We start from the raw sequence: 19,917 nt of genomic DNA, 5'->3' as shown, positions 1-19,917 counted from the left end.
CATCTATTTTATATTCCATCTAATTTAATGATTATCTAATTTGATTATTGTTTAATTCGTGCATGCTCTACGGATACTGCAACATTACTTACATAATCTGAGGAGGAGTGAATGCCTGTATGCAGTTAGACAAGGTGGTTGCTTATCATAAGGCGTTGGCGGATCCAACACGTGTCAAGATGCTCATCCTGCTTGCGGAAGGTGAACGGAATGGTCAGGTGTTAGCGGAGAAGCTGTCGGTTACTCCTGCCACGATTACTCATCATGCGGCCAAGCTTCGCGAAGCGAGCCTTATCAACGAACGAAGAGAGAAGAATACGATTTATTTTTCATTAAATGATTATTTTCTAAAGAATAATGCTGCTGCGGCTATCAATCTTATATACCGCGGAGCTGATGGAGGTATAGGGATGTTGAATGAGGAGCAGCAGCGTTTGAGGGATTCGGTGATTCGCAATTTCTTCTCGAAAGAGGGCAAGCTCAAAAATATCCCGTCGCAGTTGAAGAAGAAGCTTATCATCCTGGAGCATATGGTGACTAATCTGGAGTCGGGACGCAGATATAGCGAGAAGGAAATCAACGAATACATTAAGGCCTACCATGAGGATTTCGCAACGATCCGCCGGGAGTTCATTATGCATCAATTTTTATTCCGAGAAAAGGAGATTTACGAGCTGAACTCGCAGGAAATGTGGGCAAAGTGGGTGAATCTTGCTTGAGTACGAGAAGCGATTGTTCTGCTAGATACCGTGGGAAATCCGCGAGTATCCAGCAATTTTTCAATCAAATCGAGCAATGCGAATTGCCGGTTCATAGTTTGATCGTGTGTCACCATGGTTCTACGATTGCAGAGTTCTGGCGCGAGCCGTATCGCAAGGATTGCCCGCAACTGTTGTATTCCGTAAGCAAAAGTGTGACCTCCATTGCGGTTGGTATTGCATGGGACATGGGACTCATTCGTCTGGACGATCCGGTCATTTCATTCTTTCCCGAGCGGCTGCCAGAGCGAGTATCCGACAAACTATCCGCGATGACGATCCATCATCTGCTATCTATGACAGCAGGTCATAAGGGCGATATTTACCCTGTTGTGGCTAAGGAACAGGACTGGGTCAAGGCATTTCTAGCGCAAGAGGTGGATGATGAGCCGGGTACCCAATTTCAATATAGTACACATTCGACCTATATGCTGTCTGCCATATTGGAGCGGGTAACGGAACAGAATCTTGTCGACTTTCTCATGCCTCGATTATTCGAGCCGTTAGGCATCGCTAGACCTGTATGGGAAACCTGCCCGATGGGAGTTACTGCTGGGGGGATGGGGCTGAGTCTAACGACGAGCGACGTAGCGGCATTCGGTCAGATGCTGCTGAACAAGGGCATGTTCAAGGGAGAGCGCATCGTGTCAGAACAATATATCCAGATGGCGACAAGCGAGCAAAGCGATAATCGCAAAGGAACCAATCGAATCGATTGGGCTCAGGGCTATGGCTATCAGTTCCATCGCTGTCGAGACGGCTGCTTCCGAGCAGACGGGGCATTCGGTCAGTTATGCTTCGTCTCTCCGAAGGATGGGATTGTCATTGCTGCGACGGCTAGCTATCCGACCATGGATATGCTGCAGACACTTCTGAATCTCATTTATGAACATCTCCTTGACGAAGTTGACAGCAGTGGTGATTCTCGGGAGTATCCGCATGAAGGCGTGCAGCAAGAGGGTCATCCATTAAGTATTGATCATTCCAGTCAGTTGCCTCCCGTTGAGCCTTGGGCTTGGATGGTTCCGTTACATAGAAAAGCGCGGCAAACAGTAGGGGGAAAGCATGTACAACAAATGCTGGAACTGCCGGAACTGCATCAGCATGTGTATGTCATGCAACCGAATGCTAGTGGATTGAAGCAAATTCGCTTCGATGCTCAGAGTGAGACGGTGCAGCTTCATTTGCTATATGGAGATGAGCGGGATATTGCTTTGCCTATAAACGCAGCGCAGCCGATGCGTACGAAGGCTGTATTTTACAAAGATCTATCCATGTCCCTGCAGGAAGTCGTTGTGTATGCATCGTGGGTGAACGAATGTACCCTGCAGGCCAAGCTATTTTATATCGAAACGCCTTACGTGGTGACCTATATCATGAAGTTCCATCCGCAGTCGATCGACTTGGAGTTTGCTATCAATGTGTCTTTTCATTTGTCCAACTTCATAGCTGTTGGTTACAAGGAAAGCTTGTAGCTTGTAGTATGCGTAGTGTGTGGCTTGAGATACGGATGGCATAACGTTTGCATCATGGATGTGATTGCGTATAATTATGGACAGCACGATAAGGGAAGGAAATGACACGATATGAACCAGAACTCCAAGAAGAGCATCATTGATAAATTAAATTTGAACAAATACCCGATGAAATTAATCTTAAACAAACCTGACGATATGTCGGACTTCGATGGGTTGGATTATGACACTGCGATCAAGCGGGACAGCTATGATCTTATTTTTGCCTTCATCTACTCGCTAGAGCAATTTACAGAGCTGGTACAAATGGTTATCGATAAGCAGTTGCTGAACAGCAAGGGATATCTATTTACCGCTTATCCGAAGAAAAACAATCCTAAATACGAGCAATATATTGAACGCGACAGCTTCTTCAGCATCGGATTCGTTAATGAGGAGGGCTATGTAGGAAGCAGTGAACTTAAATTCGCACGGATGGTCAGCTTGGATGACGTCTTTACCGTAATCGGCTTGAAGTCCGAAGCCAAAAAAGCAGCCAAATCAGCATCTCCTAAAAAGAGCCAATGCGTTGATGATTATGTTGAGCATGTTGCAGATATTCAGGCATATTTAGCAGGCAGTGCGGAACTGGAGTTTTACAACAGCCTCACACCGGGATATCAAAAGGACTGGGCGCGTTATGTGTACAGTGCTAAGCGGAAGGAAACACAGGACAAAAGGCTTGAAGAGATGAAGGCGATCTTGGCCGAAGGATATAAATCTTTTGATTTGTATCGCAGACGGGATAAGTAGTGCATCTTGTGTTTGTGGGGGAGAGACAATGAGTCACGCTTTTGCAAAAGAGATCCACAACTGGGATTCATGGGGAGCGGTGTATCAATCGATTGAGGATTTTCGTCAGCTCATCGAAGTCATCTACCGAAAAGAAAACCTGAGCGGGGCAGAGCACATATTCCAGTTGACGCCGGGTACAAATGCGGTATTTCGTGCCGGCAGCTATGTGATTAAAATCTTTGCACCCAAGGAATCCGGAGCGAATACAGATGCGGATTATCAAGCAGAATTAAGTGCAATGGAGCGCGCTATCCAGCAGGGCATCCACGCACCGAATGTGATCGCAGCGTCCTATATTCAAGATAAGTATTTGTTCCGATACATCATCATGGACTTTATACAAGGACAGGAAGCGGGGAAGGTGCTTACTGGCTGGACACTACCCCAGAAGGAAGCGTTCGTCAAGCAGCTGCTTGCTAATTTGGACAAGCTGAATACGTTGCCTTCGGAGCATGTTGATGCAAGTGCAATAAAGCAAAGGGTTGTACGCAATACGAGATGGAACTTCTTTTCAGAGTCTATCCGGGCACAAATTGCTGAAATCGTGACAGAAAGCCCGATATCCCAACCCGTATACGTACATGGAGATATTACAGCGGAAAATGTGATGGTGGATGATGAAGGCCAATTATTCATTATCGACTTTGCAGACAGTACAATAGCCCCCGCCGAGTATGAGTACCCGCCAATCCTGTTCTCCTTGTTTGATTTTGATGCTGATCTGATTCAATTGTTTAGGAGAGAGATAGGATGCGGCCGCGCGGCGTTCATCGATAAGCTGTTTCTGGCCACATTGCTGCATGAATTCGGGTTTGTATTCGTAAAAATGATTTGTGAGAAATATTCGGATCAGGATGCACACGCCTTAACGGATATTTACGAAGTGAAGAGAATGCTGCAGGCGCATTTGCCAATGTGATGGTGTCAATGACAATCAAAGATGTGCATTAAAGATGAGCAATAAACAAAAGAGAGCGCACCGAACCCGTAGGGGAGCCGGATGTGCTCTCTTCTTCGTATATTTAGAAATAGTCAGAGAAGTAAGGGATCTGCCGAATAATGAGCTTCTCCAGCAGGTCGATGGTGGCCTCGTTGGCTTGGAATCGACCGATTTTCGCTAAGTAGGATGGACGCTTGTATCCCATAAGCATCGTGGTCAAGGTTTGAATATCAAATTCGGCATCCCGCTGATTCCCACCTTTGACAAGATGCCCGTTGCCCTGCTCATCTACGGTTAATGTAAATACTCCTTGATTCCATTCCAGCATCGGGTCGTGAAGTACGAAGGTGAAGCTGCATACAGCTTCTTGCGGCTGGAACGGATACTGCTCTAGGAACAATCCGATATCCACGATTCGTGCCATATAGTAAGGTGCGATCGTTTCTTTAATATCGCTGTCCTCGAGCAGGAACGCAAGCGGCTCATCTGTGTAAATATGTCCCTTCACACTGGTTATCATGGAGAAATGCGCGCTAATAAAGTTCCATAACCCGTTCCGCGCTTCTTGATTGACATACACCATCTCTTTCATATAGAACACTTCCTCGGCGATCCAATAGAGCAAGTAACCTGTCGGTTCATGGTTGCTGTCATAGTATACCGCGACAGTCATATCATCGAGATCCCATCGCAGGTATTCTTCCCACGCCAGATCGTTGCGCAGCATAGCGCCGTGTGTCAGCAGGGCGAAGCGATGATAGACTTCACGTACATCAGGATGCTCAATGGTGACGCGTTCGCAATTTCCAGGAACCGTCTTGAGCTTCGGAAGCTGTGTATCCTTCACTTCGAACGAGATCTTATCGGAGATGATTTCCCAGCCTTTGCGGCGATAATACGGGATGGAATAAGGATATAAGTAGGACACGGATTGCTTGCGCTTGCGCATGTTCGTCAGCGCTTGACGCATTAATTTATTCATTAAGCCAAGATTGGCATATTCTGGATAGGTTCCGACACCTGTTACTCCACCCATTTCATAGATTTGCCCGAAAATATTCACTTGGAATGGATACACGGCTAGCTGAGATATGAGCTTGTCGCCATCGAACCATCCTAATACATCGGCCTGTCTCAGTACGGGCAGCTTCGCCTGCGCAATTTCTCGATTTTCCCATCCAAGCGCCTGCAGATCATGGTTGGTCACTTGGAATACATAACGAAGTAAATCGTTGAATTGCTCACCGTGACGAATTTCAACGTCCCTCATTTTCAGTCTCTCTTGCAGCTCTTGGCGGCTCATGAATGAGAACCTCCTTTTAATGGATGAATCACCTTATCTTATCTTACACTAATTTCTCATGCTTCAATCATGCAATGGTGTGCACTCTGGAGTCTGCACTGACAAACAATAAACGCCACCACAAGATGTGATGGCGCTGCATTCTGCGACAAATCGCTTACTTTTGTTCCATAACGGCAAAGTAGTTATTCTCATCGTCAGCAAAGTTGAATACTCTGGCACCAGGCATTGTTACTACATCACCAACTGTAATGCCTTTGTTCTTGAAATCTTCATACAATGCATCGAGATTGTCGGAGAATAGCATGATCGAAGGAGTCCCTAGGTTGAGTTCTGGCTGCATTTCGGCAATAAGCTGCTTATTGTGGAGCACGAAGGATGTCTGTGCGCCTTGTGCAGGAGCAATTTCAATCCACTTCATTCCATGCCCGTTGTTATCTTCCGACACGACAATGAATCCGACTTTTTCTGTCCAGAATTGCACCGCTTGGTCTTGATCATTGACATACAGCATAACTTGTCCGATTTGATTGATCATGGATCATTCTCCAATTCTAACGTTTTGTGATTGAATTCTTATCGATCGTACAATTTTTAGGCAATGAATGCAAGCGGAGGTGAGTAAGTGAGCAGCCCATCTATCGAGGGTCGATATATTTGGCTATTCCTGAATGTGATTGGAATCACAAAGTATGTAAACAAGTTCAATATAATAGAAGTACGTGGGGATGAAGTCTAAAGAGTCAAAAGGGAAGCCATGAGATAAATGTATACTTTCGTGATAGTTGAAGGATTGGCTTTGTGTGGAATGGGGTAAGAAGGAACTACAACTAAAATCCAGGAGAGTGAGAGCTCATGCAGAAAAATCACGTGACCGAGTATCAAGAATATGTAGAGAACAAATTTACGAAACGAATTATTCATAAGGATGAGGAAAATGTGATATTCGTACTGAACTTCAGTCCGGGAGCCGAATTGCCGACACATCGTCATCCGGGCGCAACCGTCAATATTCTAGTTCTGGATGGAAACGGGATCGTGAATAGTGATGGGGTGGAGACAGGAGTTGCCGAAGGTGACATCCTTCATATTAGTGGTGACGAGAGCTTCTCTTACTGCAGCGGAACAGATGCCGTTTCCTGTCTATATGTCGTGTTGACGAAAATGCCGAGTGAGCGCTATGCCCAAAATATTTGATCAAAGCGTTGGATGAAGCAATTGGTGGATTCGTGCCCCGAGATCAAAAAACCGTTATTTTGAAAAGAGATTGATCAAAATAACGGTTTATTATTTGATTAAATATAAATTTTCATAATATAGTTTGGTCATTTCTTATTTAACTAAAGCACCCGATCGTTTAAGTTTATATATTCACAAACTTTCCCCATAATTGGTTATTATCAAAAACAGAGAAACCAAATATGGATATTAGCGGTTTTTTGCTTTCTGAATGGTCTTATCCCTAAACCCTTTTGTCGTCTGCGCCCGGAATAAGTCTTTCCATCATTCAGCTACTTTTGGATGTAGCATGAATTGGACTGATTTTATCCATTGCTACTCCTTGCTTTTTATATTTAAAAATAAACAAGCCATTGACTAATAAAACCAATGATCCAAATGCCAATGCTGCCGTAGAGTTCCATTCAGAAATCAAACCAGATAGTATAGTCGCTATCATTGCTGCAATTCCACCAAAAACGTATATGGAACTTCGAACCCTGGCGATCAAATAGTCTGGAGTAATCCCCTGTTGAACAGTTATCTGAACAACAAATGCCATAGAAAGTGCCCCATCAAAGATTATCATTCCGAAACACATGGTGATAAATGAATTTGATATCAATAATAAAATACCAAATGAAGATATAATCATTAAAGTACTGAGAAGATATAACCAGTTTGCATTTTTAAATTTGTTCATTATAAGTACGCCAACGACATTACCTATACCAGCACAAGATAATAGTATTCCAATATACTCTTCTGAAAAATGGAGAGTATATTTAGAATGAATGGTAACACTAAGCACAATAAAACTGGTTGAAAATCCGAGAACCAAAGCTGAAATAGTCGATACAATTTGAGCTCCATTAGCATAGAGGTACTTTACACCTTCTTGGGAATCCCGAATGAAACTCTTCAGTTTCTGTTTTCCCTTCATGGGCTTATCATCCGTTTCCTTACGTACATTTCGGTATTTTATAAGTGAAATAAATAACATTGAAACAAGTAATAAACTACCGCAAATAGTTAAGGAAATGTTCGGGCCATATTTCGCAAGTATAATTCCACCTAAGGCTGGACCAATTAAGGTTACAATCGCATCAGCGGCTTCTAATGAATTATTAGCACTTAATAAACGTTGCCTCCCAACAATTTTAGGTACCATAGCTGAAAAGGCAATATTTAACACCAATTCCACTAAACCCATGAAAAATAATATTGGCCCAATAACAAAAAGGCTCGTTATGTCGATTGTTATTAAATATGCCAGTAGAAACAATAATATAGCATATATGAAATTACAGATCGAAGAAATTAAAACTAGGTTCTTTTTCTCAATCCAAGTACCTATTGGAATAGAAAAAAACACGGAACTAATTCTCTGAAATAAAAGCACTAATGAAGTCATTAATGGTGATCCAGACAGACCCAATATGATAATAGGCATGATTAGTTCGCGAAAACGTTCACTTAGGATTTTAGATATATTATGAAACCATAACTTCCCAAAATCAGCATTAATCATTAAATTATTCACTTTTGAACACCTCTTAAAATTGATTTACTACCTTCCTCTTATTTAAAATCTGATTAATCAATCTACTAGACTCATAGTATATCCTCCTTGCAAAACTTCATGGATATATTAGTACATAGAATATTCCTTAGAAACGATAATACTATAAATTTGGAGTTATATTTTCCTCTCTTATTCAACAAAACGGCCATTGTGAACATAAGTTAAGCACTGCTCTTGCACTAAATGCCCCTATAGTTAAAGAAAAAAATCCTGTAAAAACAGGATTTTAATCAAACTTTATTATAAATGATCAATCTTTATTTTAAATAAGCGTACTTTGTTTTTAATGATCAATCTTTTTTATAAGACTACAACTTGGATGGTATTCTATGTCTTATCTTTGGGGCACGATAAATTCGGAACAGTTAGATCATGCTTCGTTCTCTAGCATTCGAATGGAGCTGGGAGTTCCGACGCAAAGCCGAAGTGATGCGCAATGATGTCCACGATCCGTTTGGAAGCTTGTCCATCGCCAAACGGATTGCTTGACTTGGTCATGTCTTGGTACGCCTGCTCATTCGCAAGCAGTCGGTTGGCAATGTTGAAAATCATGTCTTCCTCTGTTCCAGCCAGTGCAACCATATTGGCGGCCACGGCTTCAGGCCGTTCCGTTGTATCTCGCATCAGCACGAGCGGCTTGTTGAATACCGTTGTCTCCTCTTGCAGACCACCGGAATCACTCATAATAAGATAAGAGCGGGCGAGCAAATTTATCATATCTGGATACTCCAATGTGTTCAGCAAGTGAATCCGTTCATGACCAGACAGTAGAGTATGTGCTGCATCCCGCACGACTGGGCTCATATGGACAGGATAAATGACAGCCGTATCAGGATGTTCGTCTACAAGACGACGAATCGCTTGGAATATGTGCTGCATCGGTTCCCCATAGTTCTCCCGGCGATGAGCAGTAACCGTAATCAGTCTCCCGCGGTGGTGAATCAGCTCATTTAATGAAGCTTCATGGAACGTATAATCCTCTTGGTATGTCTGCAGCGCAGCATCTACAGCCGTTTGCCCCGTTATATAAATATGCCCAGCATCGTACCCTTCACGAAGTAAATTGTCCTTCCCAACTGAGGTAGGCGCGAACAGCAGATCGGTTACGACATCTACGATTCTGCGATTAACTTCCTCTGGCCACGGAGAGTATTTGTTGTGGGAACGCAAGCCTGCTTCTACATGCCCGACAGGGATTTTGTGAAAGAAGGCCGCTAGTCCGCCGCACATCGCTGTCTGCGTGTCGCCATGAACAAGAATCATATCCGGTCTATCTTCTGAAATGATATTATCCAGCCCTGCGATTGCAGCAGAGGTGAAGTAGGCTAGCGATTGATTTTCCTTCATTAAGCTTAAGTCAACATCCGGTGTCAATGAGAAATGAGAGAGTGCCTGATAGAGCTGCTCTCGATGCTGTCCCGTGACGACAACCTTGGTATCGAACCAATCGGAATGCTGCTTCAACTGTTGAACGACTGGGCACATCTTCGTCGCTTCCGGTCTCGTTCCGAAGATGACCATGATTTTTTTCTTTGTCTCCAATGGAAAGTCCCCCTCTTAAGCAATTCAATCTATTCCTCATATTACCATGGGCCGAAATGGAAGTCATATGTAAGGAGTATGCTTCCCTATATAGGAATGAAACGGACATTGGAAATCCTGTACCTGTGGAGAAAAGGTGGCGTGCAAGTGATATGTCTTCATTTATAGGACAAGCGATTATTGAGGGTTGGTCAACTTCAAGTCAAACGAATGAAATGTCAATAAAAAAGAGACTACGATCCTGCAAGATCGTAGCTCCTTTAACAAAAGAGCCAGTGGGCAACCACGGCGAGCATATTCTACTTTTCAGCGAAAAGCCACGATTAAGGGCCCAACTTAGTCTCGGTGGTTTTTTCGCTTGTTGTACGCCTCTTGAAACGCTTGGTAAAGCACGTGGAGTCAAAAATACGTTACTTATATTCACGTCAGCTTTAAGATTTTTTTCTAAAAAACAGAAGAGAAATCAGGATAATTACTAGAATTGCAAAAATATTAAAGATCACTTGGAATGTTCCAACTTGTGTCCGAGAAATAATAAAACCAATAATAGCAATAACTAGAACCACTAACCCCAAAAAGATATTTTTTTTATTCAAATTAACCCCTCCTCCCGGCGAAAAAACCCTATACCTAATTGAAGCTATACCTGATGAAGTAATTGAACAAGGACCCCAAACAACTGCCGAATGGCTGAGTGCTTACACAGGCGATATGTATATTACAGATGGAGATAAATTCTATAATACTTCAAAAGTAGAGACTTTAGGGGTAATTGGGTGTATTTCTGCAGTAGGACTGGCTATTGCCGAAAACCTGTTCTCATTTGGGTCAATTTTTAATTTTTATAATACCCAAGGGCGGGAAAGCGCATCGCTGGCAAGCGATGAGTTCAAGTATTCAAAACATTGACGTGAAATTGATGTAAAGCATCAACAGAAACGTACGGAATTCAGCCTTTCAGAACGGAAGTCCATTGGCAAAAAGCTCGTCAAACCTGGGGTTCCGCGGATTGCTACAGATTGCATCCCAATAGAGCATGTTCCCGCAAGAACTCAACTTCTCTTTGACGGGGGAGAGAGAAATAGATACACTCTTTACAAGGTAAAATATGGATGTAAGTCGAGGTTAGATGATGAACCAAGTTAATCAGGCTCAAGAAATCGACTATCTCATTCGAATATATGTCGTGTTTCAACACCTGCTAGCAGGTGATCTCGACTTCGAACGGTTACAGGACTGTGTGTTTCTCTTTATGGAGAACTTCCTATATCTAGGCAAGGTACATGTCACTGTAGAGCAACAAGGCGATGACCGGCCACTCTCTAATCATCTTGTACAGGGATATGAATTTGTTCGTATTCGAAATCAGTTGATTCTTGTTCGTTACCACCTTTGGAAGGATCCTGACACACACCTCCTTTTGTGCGGATAGAAACGCTCAATGTAAGGAGGACTGTACGAGAATGACAAGTAAATGGTTTGAGAGATGGAGCGAGAAATATCGCAATCGAAAGCTGATGCCCTACTTGGAGCAAGTGAGAGAAATGAGGAAGCTTCATGCACATGCATGGAGTGATTCGGAAATCTTGCAGCGTGCAAAAACGATGAAAAGAAGGATTCAAGAAGGAGCCGCATCGGATCGTGATGTCATAGAGGTAGCAGCGCTGGTTGATGAGGCCGTGTGGAGAGTGAAGGGAATCCGATTATATGAGGTGCAATGGCTCGCGGGCATGGCTTTACATGAAGGCTGCATCATTGAAATGCAGACTGGTGAGGGTAAAACGTTAGCCGCCGTTCTCCCTGCCTTTTTGCAAGCTTTGTCAGGACGCGGGGTACATGTTCTTACATTCAATGATTATTTGGCCAACAGGGACGCAGAATGGACTAGACCAATTTATGAATATTTGGGTGTGACAGTTGGCTGTATTACGGAGGGATGCAGTACTGAGGATAGAAAGCGGGCCTACGCTGCTGACATTACGTATTTGACAGCCAAGCAGGCAGGTTATGACTACTTGAAGGATTCGCTGGCTCGGGAGACAGAGCAACTCGTCCAGCGCCCATTTCATGCTGCACTAGTTGATGAAGCTGACTCAATTCTGCTTGATGAGGCGAGAGTTCCATTAGTCATTGCGGGTGAGAGGGGAGTTTCGAAGCGGGAGGCGGTGTCTTATGCAGGCATTGTTAAGCAGCTCATCTCTGGAGTAGATTATGAGACAGACAAGGAGTTTCGCAATGTATACGCTACAGACTATGGCATCGATAAAGTCGAAGCCACACTTGGTTGCGGCAATTTATACGAGGATCACAATATAAACGTACTGACCATGCTGCAATGCGCGCTGCATGCTGAGGCGCTCTTGAAGAGAAATGTTCATTATATTGTGAGGGATGGGCGAGTCCAGCTCATTGATGAATGTACGGGTCGAATCGCACAGCACAGGCATTGGCCGGATGGGCTGCAGGCAGCGGTAGAAGCGAAGGAAGGATTGGACATACAAGCGAATGGTCAGATACTAGGCACCATTACGCTACAGCATCTGCTTCATTTGTATCCAAAGAAATGCGGCATGACGGCTACGGCACAGTTGGCTGCTCAGGAGTTCATGGACATGTACGGGTTCCAAGTGATCTCCATTCCGCCCAACAAGACCAGTCGAAGAGTAGATGAGCCGCATATGGTATTTACCCATCGAGCTGCGAAGCAGCAAGCCATTGTGGATCAAGTTAGGGCTGTCCATCAGACAGGGAGCCCCATCCTGATCGGAACGTCCAGCGTCGAGGAGTCGAATGAATATGCAGAAGCACTGCGTAGGGCTGGAGTGACCTGTCAAGTTCTGAATGCATACAACGACTGGGAAGAAGCTGCGCTTATCTCCAAGGCAGGAATGCTTGGGGCAGTTACGGTGTCCACGAATATGGCAGGCAGGGGAGTAGATATCGTCCTAGGCGGCGGAAGCTTGGAAGACTATAAGAAGGTGGCGAGTCTGGGCGGCCTTTATGTAATTGGAACGAATGTACATGAGAATGCGAGAATTGATAATCAACTAAGAGGGAGAGCGGGACGTCAGGGGGATCCAGGAACTTCACGTTACATGATTAGCTTGGAGGATGATCTATTCATTCGCTATGGCCTTGCTGAGGTACTGCCGCATGATCTCCTTGCTCGCAGGCAGGACGAGCCCTTGAATGATTCCCGAATCTTGCAGTTGATTGAGCATGTACAGCGAGTTGTGGATGGACAGCATCTGGATATGAAGAAGACGTTGAACAAATACGCAGATTTATTGGAGCAGCAGCGAATGATCTTTTTCAATCGACGCAATGAAATCCTGTATGGGAGACAACGGCCTAACATTATTGCTGATTATGCACCAGAGCGTTACAGGCAGCTGTGTGAACAATTCGGAACGTCAACTGTCCATGCAGTTGAGAGACAAGTGCTTCTGGCAATCATGGATCAATGCTGGGCTGACCATTTGGCGTATGTCGCTTATGTGAAGGAAGGCATTCATTTGGAGAGCCTCGGCAATAACAATCCGTTGGATGAGTACAACCGACTCGTGATTGCAGCATTTGAGCAGATTGATGGGGTTATGGTGCAGAGAGTGCTCGATCATTTTTCCAACATTGATTCGGGCAGCAGCGAGCTTCATTTCAATGAAGAGGAATTAAAGATTCCCTCTGCAACGTGGACATATACGATAACGGATCAATTTTTCCCGAATCGGGTTCAACTACTATAATATAGCGGTACATTTTCCGGCGAAAGCATATCCCATCAAGGATATCTGTTTTCGCCGGAATTGATCGTAAATGATAGGAGGGAGTTCTCTGCTTTTGAAAAAAAGGAATTGTACAGTAAGAGTCAAAAGGGAATACCGCGAAATAGTTATCGGATGAGGCACACAGGTGTACAATTTTAATCTGTTTTGGTGGAGGATATTACATTGACGAGAAGGCGAGCAATAAAATTTCTAGTTTTATTTATTGTCATTAGTTTACCTGTATTGAAATGGCTCTACCAAGATTACGCAGCAAGTAAAATGATTGAAAAGGCATTGCATCAACTATTCATTGATTATTGCGGTGGGGATGTCGATAACATCGAAGTTGAAACAAAATTGATCCACGAATTCGGGTTCTGGAATACTGGACATAATTGGCATGCAGTGATGTCTTCCGTGAAAATCCCGGAATTGACAGGGCATCATGGAAATGAAGTAATCAGCATCAGTGATTTTCCGTGTTCGAGAAAAAACTTTGTGCTCGATAGAGAAACAGAAAGATTTATTCCAGTAGATCTATTATTTTTGGATTCAAATGATAAAGCAGGGATTAGTTTTGAGGTAATGTTCTTATATTTCATTGTTTATCTTTTTTACTTCACCGTATTAACGGTGTATATCCTACATTCGTATATTCGAAGGAAGCGTATAGGTAAAAAAGAAGCTTAAGCTTGAGTTTTACGTTTTTTCTGTCTGAACTACAATAGCAGGACACTTTTGTTTCTTACGGAGGGGGAAATTTCTTGAACAGGTGGATTCGAAACAAAGTAGTTATCGCGTACATCGTTATTTTTGTCCTTCTTACTCTACCTCTTTTCGTGAAGATCCTACAACACTATGACACGTTGGGTAAAATAGAAACCGCACTTCATAAATTGTATAGAGACACTTGCCATGAGGATGTAGAAGAGATCGTAGTAAGAGCGAACATTTTGCAGCCTTTTTCGATTATAGGGGGGGTGGATAGTTTATGGGGCGCAACGACTTCATCCAAGCTAATACCATCAGTATCAGGTTATTATGGAAAGAAAGTGATAAGTATCAATAAATTTCCTTGCTCAAACTATGAATACATTTTAGATAAAGGGAAAAAGGAGTTTGTCCCAATTGAATATCTTATTCTTAGTACAGATGATAACGAAGGCATACCTTTATTAGGTTACTAATACTCGCGTATTTTGTATACTTTTCTAGCATTCTAATCATTCTTCTTGTATACGTGATAAAAAAACTGATTAGCATGCTACGCAATTCTAAATAATCGAAGTGATGCAAAACAACTGGAGTACAGCAGATTAGGAGGTACACATTATGAAAGTCACAAGAGCTGCACGTGAAGACCTTGAACAGTGGCTGCAATTGGCTGCAGAGGTGGAATATTTATTCGGTCCAATGGTGGACGATCCTCATTTTGTGGAAGCTGTTGAGAAGAGTATCGAGATGGCAAGGGCGTTTTGCATAAGAGAGAAAGACGGAGATCCTGGTGCACCGCTGCTAGGCGGGATACTCTTCTCCTCATCGAATGCCCCGATTTATAAAATCCATTGGCTATCGGTGTCATCACATGCCAGACAACAAGGAGTGGGTTCGGCAATACTTGAACATATTTTAAGCTTGGTAAAGCCTCCTGCGGAAGTATTCGTTACTACGTTCGGTGAAGATATTCCAGATGGACAGCCAGCAAGAAGACTGTATCAGAAATTTGGATTTGTGCCTCAGGATGAGACGGTTCCGAATGGCCCTGAAGGGGGATCGCGTCAAAAGTTCAAATTATCCATCGGTAGTTAGTGAAGTATCTTACATAAATAAGATTAAACCTCGTACTTGCTGCTGCATGAAATCACGTATTGAAGATATGTATCTGAATTTGTGCAGCAGCCAAGCAGATGGGGATCTAGAACATATGAATTAATGAGCTGCATCACTTGTAATCGGAGTGTCTGATGCGGATAAGATGGACTCGAAATACACTCGATTGTGCAGCACTCGTTCGTCTTCTGGGCGATATTGAGCGGCTAATTCGTTATGCGCTGAAGCCAATTGATGTTCTCCGATGCGATCATAGCACACACATAATTGCAAGTGGGGGAGCCATGTAGAGCATGCTGTATTCGATAAACCGAGAACATCGTCAGATGGATTGAGGGCAGTGGCTGTTTTGTACCAAAAGATGGAGCTCTGCCATTCACTCTTCTGCATAAAGTAAAATCCGAGGCGACAGCAAATTTCTGCTCGTGGAGCTGCATATTGAAGGGAGCGAATCGCACTCTCTAACTCGAGCTGCTCGTTTCCAAGTGCATGATGGCAGTCAGCCATCTTTCCGCAAGCAGACAAATTATCCTCGATCCACCCTTGGCCAGTTTCAAGAAATTGTTCGTAATATTGAATGGCTTCCTCATAACGTGCATGATCTTGCAGTTCATTTGCGTAATAGTACAAATCCCTCGGTAAAAAAGCTTCGCCAGCCTGCAGCGCATTTTCATAAATGGCGATATTCCGATTCCTGTCATGATGCATGCTGGCATGGGTTACGGCAACATCGCTGTTGATAATATGTCCCCACACCTCTAGATACTCGTGAACCCTGCCGATCCAGCGAAATGAGTTGCATCGCTTGACGAGCCGATTACGTCGATTCTTCACTGTAACATTGCCATATTCATCGTGTGCAAGATGGTATTCCATGGTGACGGAATCCACGCTGGGATCGAGAGTGTCTTTCAACTCAGCTAATTTACTTCTGTCTCTTTCACGTAAAAAATCGTCAGCGTCGAGCCAGAGGATATACTCCATTGTAGCTTGACTGAATGCATAATTGCGTGCCGCTGCAAAATTATCTATCCATACGAATTCATAAATACCGCTTGTGAATGGACGAGCGATTTCTTTGGTTCGATCGGTGGAGCCTGTATCTACGATGATTATTTCATCTACAAAATCAGCGACAGACAACGTGCCAACGTATCTTCCTCGTTTTTGACAATCATGCACAGGCTTATGCTTGGCAAGTTGATCCCTCCATCCGAACAAGGTTGTGGGTGCTTACTAGTAAATATATATTTCCGTTGCGCTGAAATTGACCTTACAAATGAAAACGATAGCCGTGTGAATAGAAGCTATTCACACGGCTATCAACGAGGATTATAAATATATGCTTTTAGCTGAGTCGAATGATTGTTACCGCTGCGCCGGCACCATTATTAATTAATGTAGCTGTCCCAAGGAGTCCAAACAATTGCAGGGAAATTGTTGAATTTGCAGCCAAAGTTACGATGACATCACTGTTAAAGCTGGATAGCGTAAGCACTGGCGTTATGGTTGAGGCGACATTCGCAGCGCCGTTAATAATTAGACGCGAGCCGAGAAGTAGACCGGCAGTTAAATTGACTTGGTAGGTTATATAATATCTACCGGCAGTGGAGACAGTGAATGTGTCGTTTGTTCCGTTGATAGTGATACCTGGGCCAATATTTTGAGCACTTGGAAGTGGTACGAGTGTTCCTCCAAGGATAACGGCGATTGTTGCACCAGTTGTATTCGCAGCGAATGCAGAAGTTGCAGTGGTACTTGTTCCTGTAGCTCCGGTAGCCCCAGTCGCTCCGGTTCCCGTAGCCCCTGTAACCCCCGTAGCTCCAGTGTCGCCGGTAGCCCCCGTAGCGCCCGTGGCTCCAGTAACACCAGTTACACCAGTAGCCCCCGTAGCACCGGTAACGCCAGTAGTACCAGTAACGCCAGTAGTACCAGTAACGCCAGTAGTACCAGTAACGCCAGTAGTACCAGTAACGCCGGTAACGCCAGTAGCGCCGGTAACACCAGTAACACCAGTAGCGCCGGTAGCACCAGTAGGGCCGGTGGCACCAGTGGCACCAGTGGCACCGGTAGAACCAGTAGCGCCCGTAGCGCCAGTCGTCCCAGTCGTCCCAGTAGCACCAGTCGCCCCAGTAGCACCAGTAACGCCAGTAACGCCAGTGGCACCGGTAGTGCCAGTAACGCCGGTAGCGCCAGTAATACCAGTCACGCCAGTCGAGCCAGCCCCAGTGTCTCCGGTAACGCCAGTCGCGCCCGTAACGCCCGTAACGCCAGTCGCGCCCGTAACGCCCGTAACGCCAGTCGAGCCAGTAACGCCTGTAACACCAGTAGAACCAGTCGTACCAGTAACGCCAGTGGCACCGGTAGAGCCAGTAACGCCGGTAACACCAGTAGCTCCCGTAGCGCCAGTAGCCCCAGTAGCGCCAGTAGCACCAGTAACGCCGGTAGCACCAGTAAAGCCAGTCGCGCCAGTAGCGCCAGTAGCGCCAGTGTCGCCGGTAGCGCCGGTAGCGCCAGTAGCGCCAGTAACACCAGTAGACCCAGTAACGCCAGTGGCACCCGTAGTCCCAGTCGAGCCAGTAGCACCGGTAACGCCAGTAGTACCAGTAACACCAGTAGACCCAGTAACGCCAGTGGCACCCGTAGTCCCAGTCGAGCCAGTAGCACCGGTAACGCCAGTAGTACCAGTAACGCCGGTAGCACCAGTAACGCCAGTAGCGCCAGTAACGCCAGTAACGCCAGTCGCGCCGGTAGCACCAGTAGAGCCAGTAGCACCAGTCACGCCAGTAACACCAGTCACGCCAGTCGCCCCGGTAGCGCCAGTAGCGCCGGTGTCGCCCGTAGCACCAGTAGCACCGGTAACGCCAGTAGAGCCGGTAGAGCCAGTAACGCCCGTAGCACCCGTAACGCCAGTAACACCAGTAGCGCCAGTCGCACCAGTAGCGCCAGTAGCGCCAGTGGCGCCAGTCATGCCAGTCACGCCCGTAGCGCCAGTCACGCCAGTCGCCCCGGTTGCGCCAGTAGCGCCGGTGTCGCCCGTAGCACCAGTAGCACCGGTAACGCCAGTAGAGCCGGTGGAGCCAGTAACACCAGTAACACCAGTAACACCAGTAACGCCAGTAGCCCCAGTAACACCGGTAGCACCAGTAGAGCCAGTCGTACCAGTAACGCCGGTAGCGCCAGTGGCACCAGTAACGCCAGTAGCGCCAGTCGCCCCAGTAACGCCAGTAGTACCCGTAACACCAGTAGAGCCTGTAGTGCCAGTATCACCGGTAGCGCCAGTAGCACCAGTAGAGCCAGTGTCGCCAGTAGCGCCAGTCGCCCCAGTAACGCCAGTAGCACCAGTAGAGCCAGTAACGCCGGTAGCGCCAGTAACTCCAGTAACACCAGTAACACCAGTAGCACCAGTAGAGCCAGTGTCGCCAGTGTCGCCAGTAGCGCCAGTAGCGCCAGTAGTGCCTGTAGTGCCTGTAGCTCCAGTAGCGCCGGTAGCACCAGTAACGCCAGTCGCCCCAGTAACACCAGTAGCGCCGGTAGCGCCCGTGTCGCCCGTAGCACCGGTAGCTCCAGTGACGCCGGTAGCCCCAGTAATTCCAGTCGCACCAGTAACGCCAGTGGCACCAGTAATGCCAGTGGCACCAGTAGCGCCAGTAACGCCGGTAGCACCAGTAACGCCGGTAGCACCAGTAACGCCAGTCGCGCCAGTAGCACCAGTAGAGCCAGTAGCACCAGTAGAGCCGGTAGAGCCAGTAACACCAGTCGCACCAGTCGCACCAGTCGCACCAGTAACGCCAGTAGCTCCAGTCGCACCGGTCGCCCCAGTCGAGCCAGTAACACCAGTAGCGCCAGTAGCACCAGTAACGCCAGTAGCACCAGTAACGCCAGTGGCACCAGTAACGCCAGTCGCCCCAGTATCGCCGGTAGCTCCCGTAACGCCGGTAGCGCCAGTGTCGCCCGTAGCACCAGTAACGCCAGTAACGCCAGTAACGCCAGTAACGCCAGTAACGCCCGTAACGCCGGTAGCGCCGGTAACGCCCGTAGCGCCAGTAACGCCCGTAACGCCGGTAGCGCCAGTAACGCCAGTAGCGCCAGTGGCACCAGTTGCCCCAGTATCGCCGGTAGCTCCCGTAACGCCGGTAGCGCCAGTGTCGCCCGTAGCACCAGTAACGCCAGTAACACCCGTAACGCCGGTAGCGCCGGTAGCGCCGGTAGCGCCGGTAGCGCCGGTAGCGCCGGTAGCGCCGGTAACGCCCGTAGCGCCAGTAACGCCAGTCGCGCCAGTGGCACCAGTTGCTCCGGTAGCACCTGTAGCGCCGGTAGCGCCAGTGTCGCCCGTAGCACCAGTAACGCCCGTAACGCCGGTAGCGCCGGTAGCACCGGTAGCGCCGGTAGCGCCAGTAACGCCGGTAGCGCCAGTAACGCCAGTCGCGCCAGTAACGCCAGTAACGCCAGTAACGCCAGTAACGCCGGTAACACCAGTAGCTCCCGTAGCGCCAGTAGCCCCCGTAGCGCCAGTAGCACCAGTAACGCCGGTAGCACCAGTAAAGCCAGTCGCGCCAGTCGCGCCAGTAACGCCAGTAGCGCCGGTAGCGCCAGTAGCACCAGTAGCACCAGTAGCGCCGGTAGCGCCAGTAGCACCAGTAACACCAGTAGCGCCAGTAACGC

At 46.4% G+C, this 19,917-nt stretch carries 14 protein-coding genes and 2 pseudogenes; 9 read left to right on the top strand and 7 right to left on the bottom strand.

Annotation, left to right across the window (positions count from 1 at the left end; translation table 11 throughout):
• Nucleotides 1–119: 119 nt before the first annotated feature.
• From M3661_RS14690 to M3661_RS14675, 4 genes are all read left to right on the top strand, one after another.
• The gene (locus M3661_RS14690; protein ID WP_251486285.1) at nt 120–719 is read left to right on the top strand and encodes a DUF2087 domain-containing protein; all 600 of its coding nucleotides are present in this window, start codon (nt 120–122) and stop codon (nt 717–719) included.
• The gene (locus tag M3661_RS14685; protein WP_251486282.1) at nt 716–2,233 is read left to right on the top strand and encodes a serine hydrolase domain-containing protein; all 1,518 of its coding nucleotides are present in this window, start codon (nt 716–718) and stop codon (nt 2,231–2,233) included. The genes M3661_RS14690 and M3661_RS14685 overlap by 4 nt, the downstream gene beginning before the upstream one ends.
• A 111-nt stretch (nt 2,234–2,344) precedes the next feature.
• Entirely contained in the window at nt 2,345–3,025 is a 681-nt protein-coding gene (locus M3661_RS14680) for a YdeI/OmpD-associated family protein (RefSeq protein ID WP_251486278.1), read from the top strand.
• 28 nt (nt 3,026–3,053) lie between these two features.
• Nucleotides 3,054–3,986, top strand: coding sequence for a phosphotransferase family protein (locus M3661_RS14675; protein ID WP_251486274.1), 933 nt, complete (start codon nt 3,054–3,056; stop codon nt 3,984–3,986).
• Between the two features lie 103 nt (nt 3,987–4,089).
• Here the strand turns inward: M3661_RS14675 and M3661_RS14670 are convergent, their stop codons facing one another.
• Nucleotides 4,090–5,310 (bottom strand): GNAT family N-acetyltransferase, encoded by a 1,221-nt coding sequence (locus M3661_RS14670; protein WP_251486271.1) that lies wholly within the window; start codon nt 5,308–5,310, stop codon nt 4,090–4,092.
• Between the two features lie 157 nt (nt 5,311–5,467).
• Nucleotides 5,468–5,848, bottom strand: coding sequence for a VOC family protein (locus M3661_RS14665; RefSeq protein WP_251486268.1), 381 nt, complete (start codon nt 5,846–5,848; stop codon nt 5,468–5,470).
• A 317-nt stretch (nt 5,849–6,165) separates the two neighbouring features.
• Between M3661_RS14665 and M3661_RS14660 the strand changes: the two genes are divergently transcribed.
• Nucleotides 6,166–6,507, top strand: coding sequence for a cupin domain-containing protein (locus M3661_RS14660; protein ID WP_251486264.1), 342 nt, complete (start codon nt 6,166–6,168; stop codon nt 6,505–6,507).
• Nucleotides 6,508–6,817: 310 nt separating this feature from the next.
• Here the strand turns inward: M3661_RS14660 and M3661_RS14655 are convergent, their stop codons facing one another.
• The 3 genes from M3661_RS14655 to M3661_RS14645 all read right to left on the bottom strand — a co-directional run bounded on the left by M3661_RS14655 (nt 6,818) and on the right by M3661_RS14645 (nt 10,251).
• Nucleotides 6,818–8,071 carry an MFS transporter gene (locus tag M3661_RS14655; RefSeq protein WP_251486261.1) on the bottom strand — a complete coding sequence of 418 codons (1,254 nt, stop codon included), beginning with the start codon at nt 8,069–8,071 and terminating at the stop codon, nt 6,818–6,820.
• Nucleotides 8,072–8,497: 426 nt separating this feature from the next.
• Nucleotides 8,498–9,655: a non-hydrolyzing UDP-N-acetylglucosamine 2-epimerase gene (wecB, locus tag M3661_RS14650; RefSeq protein WP_285853043.1), complete on the bottom strand. Its 1,158-nt coding sequence runs from the start codon at nt 9,653–9,655 to the stop codon at nt 8,498–8,500.
• Between the two features lie 431 nt (nt 9,656–10,086).
• Nucleotides 10,087–10,251, bottom strand: coding sequence for a hypothetical protein (locus tag M3661_RS14645; protein WP_175400648.1), 165 nt, complete (start codon nt 10,249–10,251; stop codon nt 10,087–10,089).
• A gap of 867 nt (nt 10,252–11,118) precedes the next feature.
• On the opposite strand from M3661_RS14645, the gene secA2 reads away from it, so the two are divergent.
• The 4 genes from secA2 to M3661_RS14625 all read left to right on the top strand — a co-directional run bounded on the left by secA2 (nt 11,119) and on the right by M3661_RS14625 (nt 15,231).
• Complete coding sequence (secA2, locus tag M3661_RS14640; protein ID WP_251486259.1) at nt 11,119–13,401, top strand: accessory Sec system translocase SecA2; 2,283 nt, start codon at nt 11,119–11,121, stop codon at nt 13,399–13,401.
• Between the two features lie 204 nt (nt 13,402–13,605).
• Nucleotides 13,606–14,112 carry a hypothetical protein gene (locus M3661_RS14635; RefSeq protein WP_065294219.1) on the top strand — a complete coding sequence of 169 codons (507 nt, stop codon included), beginning with the start codon at nt 13,606–13,608 and terminating at the stop codon, nt 14,110–14,112.
• A gap of 74 nt (nt 14,113–14,186) precedes the next feature.
• Nucleotides 14,187–14,609, top strand: a complete 423-nt coding sequence (locus M3661_RS14630; protein ID WP_065294218.1) for a hypothetical protein — start codon at nt 14,187–14,189, stop codon at nt 14,607–14,609.
• Nucleotides 14,610–14,754: 145 nt separating this feature from the next.
• Nucleotides 14,755–15,231: a GNAT family N-acetyltransferase gene (locus tag M3661_RS14625; protein ID WP_251486257.1), complete on the top strand. Its 477-nt coding sequence runs from the start codon at nt 14,755–14,757 to the stop codon at nt 15,229–15,231.
• A gap of 120 nt (nt 15,232–15,351) precedes the next feature.
• Here M3661_RS14625 and M3661_RS14620 read toward each other — a convergent pair.
• A pseudogene (locus tag M3661_RS14620) lies at nt 15,352–16,451 on the bottom strand (glycosyltransferase family 2 protein).
• 149 nt (nt 16,452–16,600) lie between these two features.
• A pseudogene (locus tag M3661_RS14615) lies at nt 16,601–19,917 on the bottom strand (hypothetical protein); the annotation flags it as partial.

Origin of the sequence: Paenibacillus sp. MER 180, assembly GCF_023713665.1 — a bacterium.
Lineage (GTDB): Bacteria > Bacillota > Bacilli > Paenibacillales > Paenibacillaceae > Paenibacillus_B > Paenibacillus_B suaedae.
Note: the sequence above shows the minus strand (reverse complement) of the source record. Positions and strands in the feature narration are given on the sequence as shown.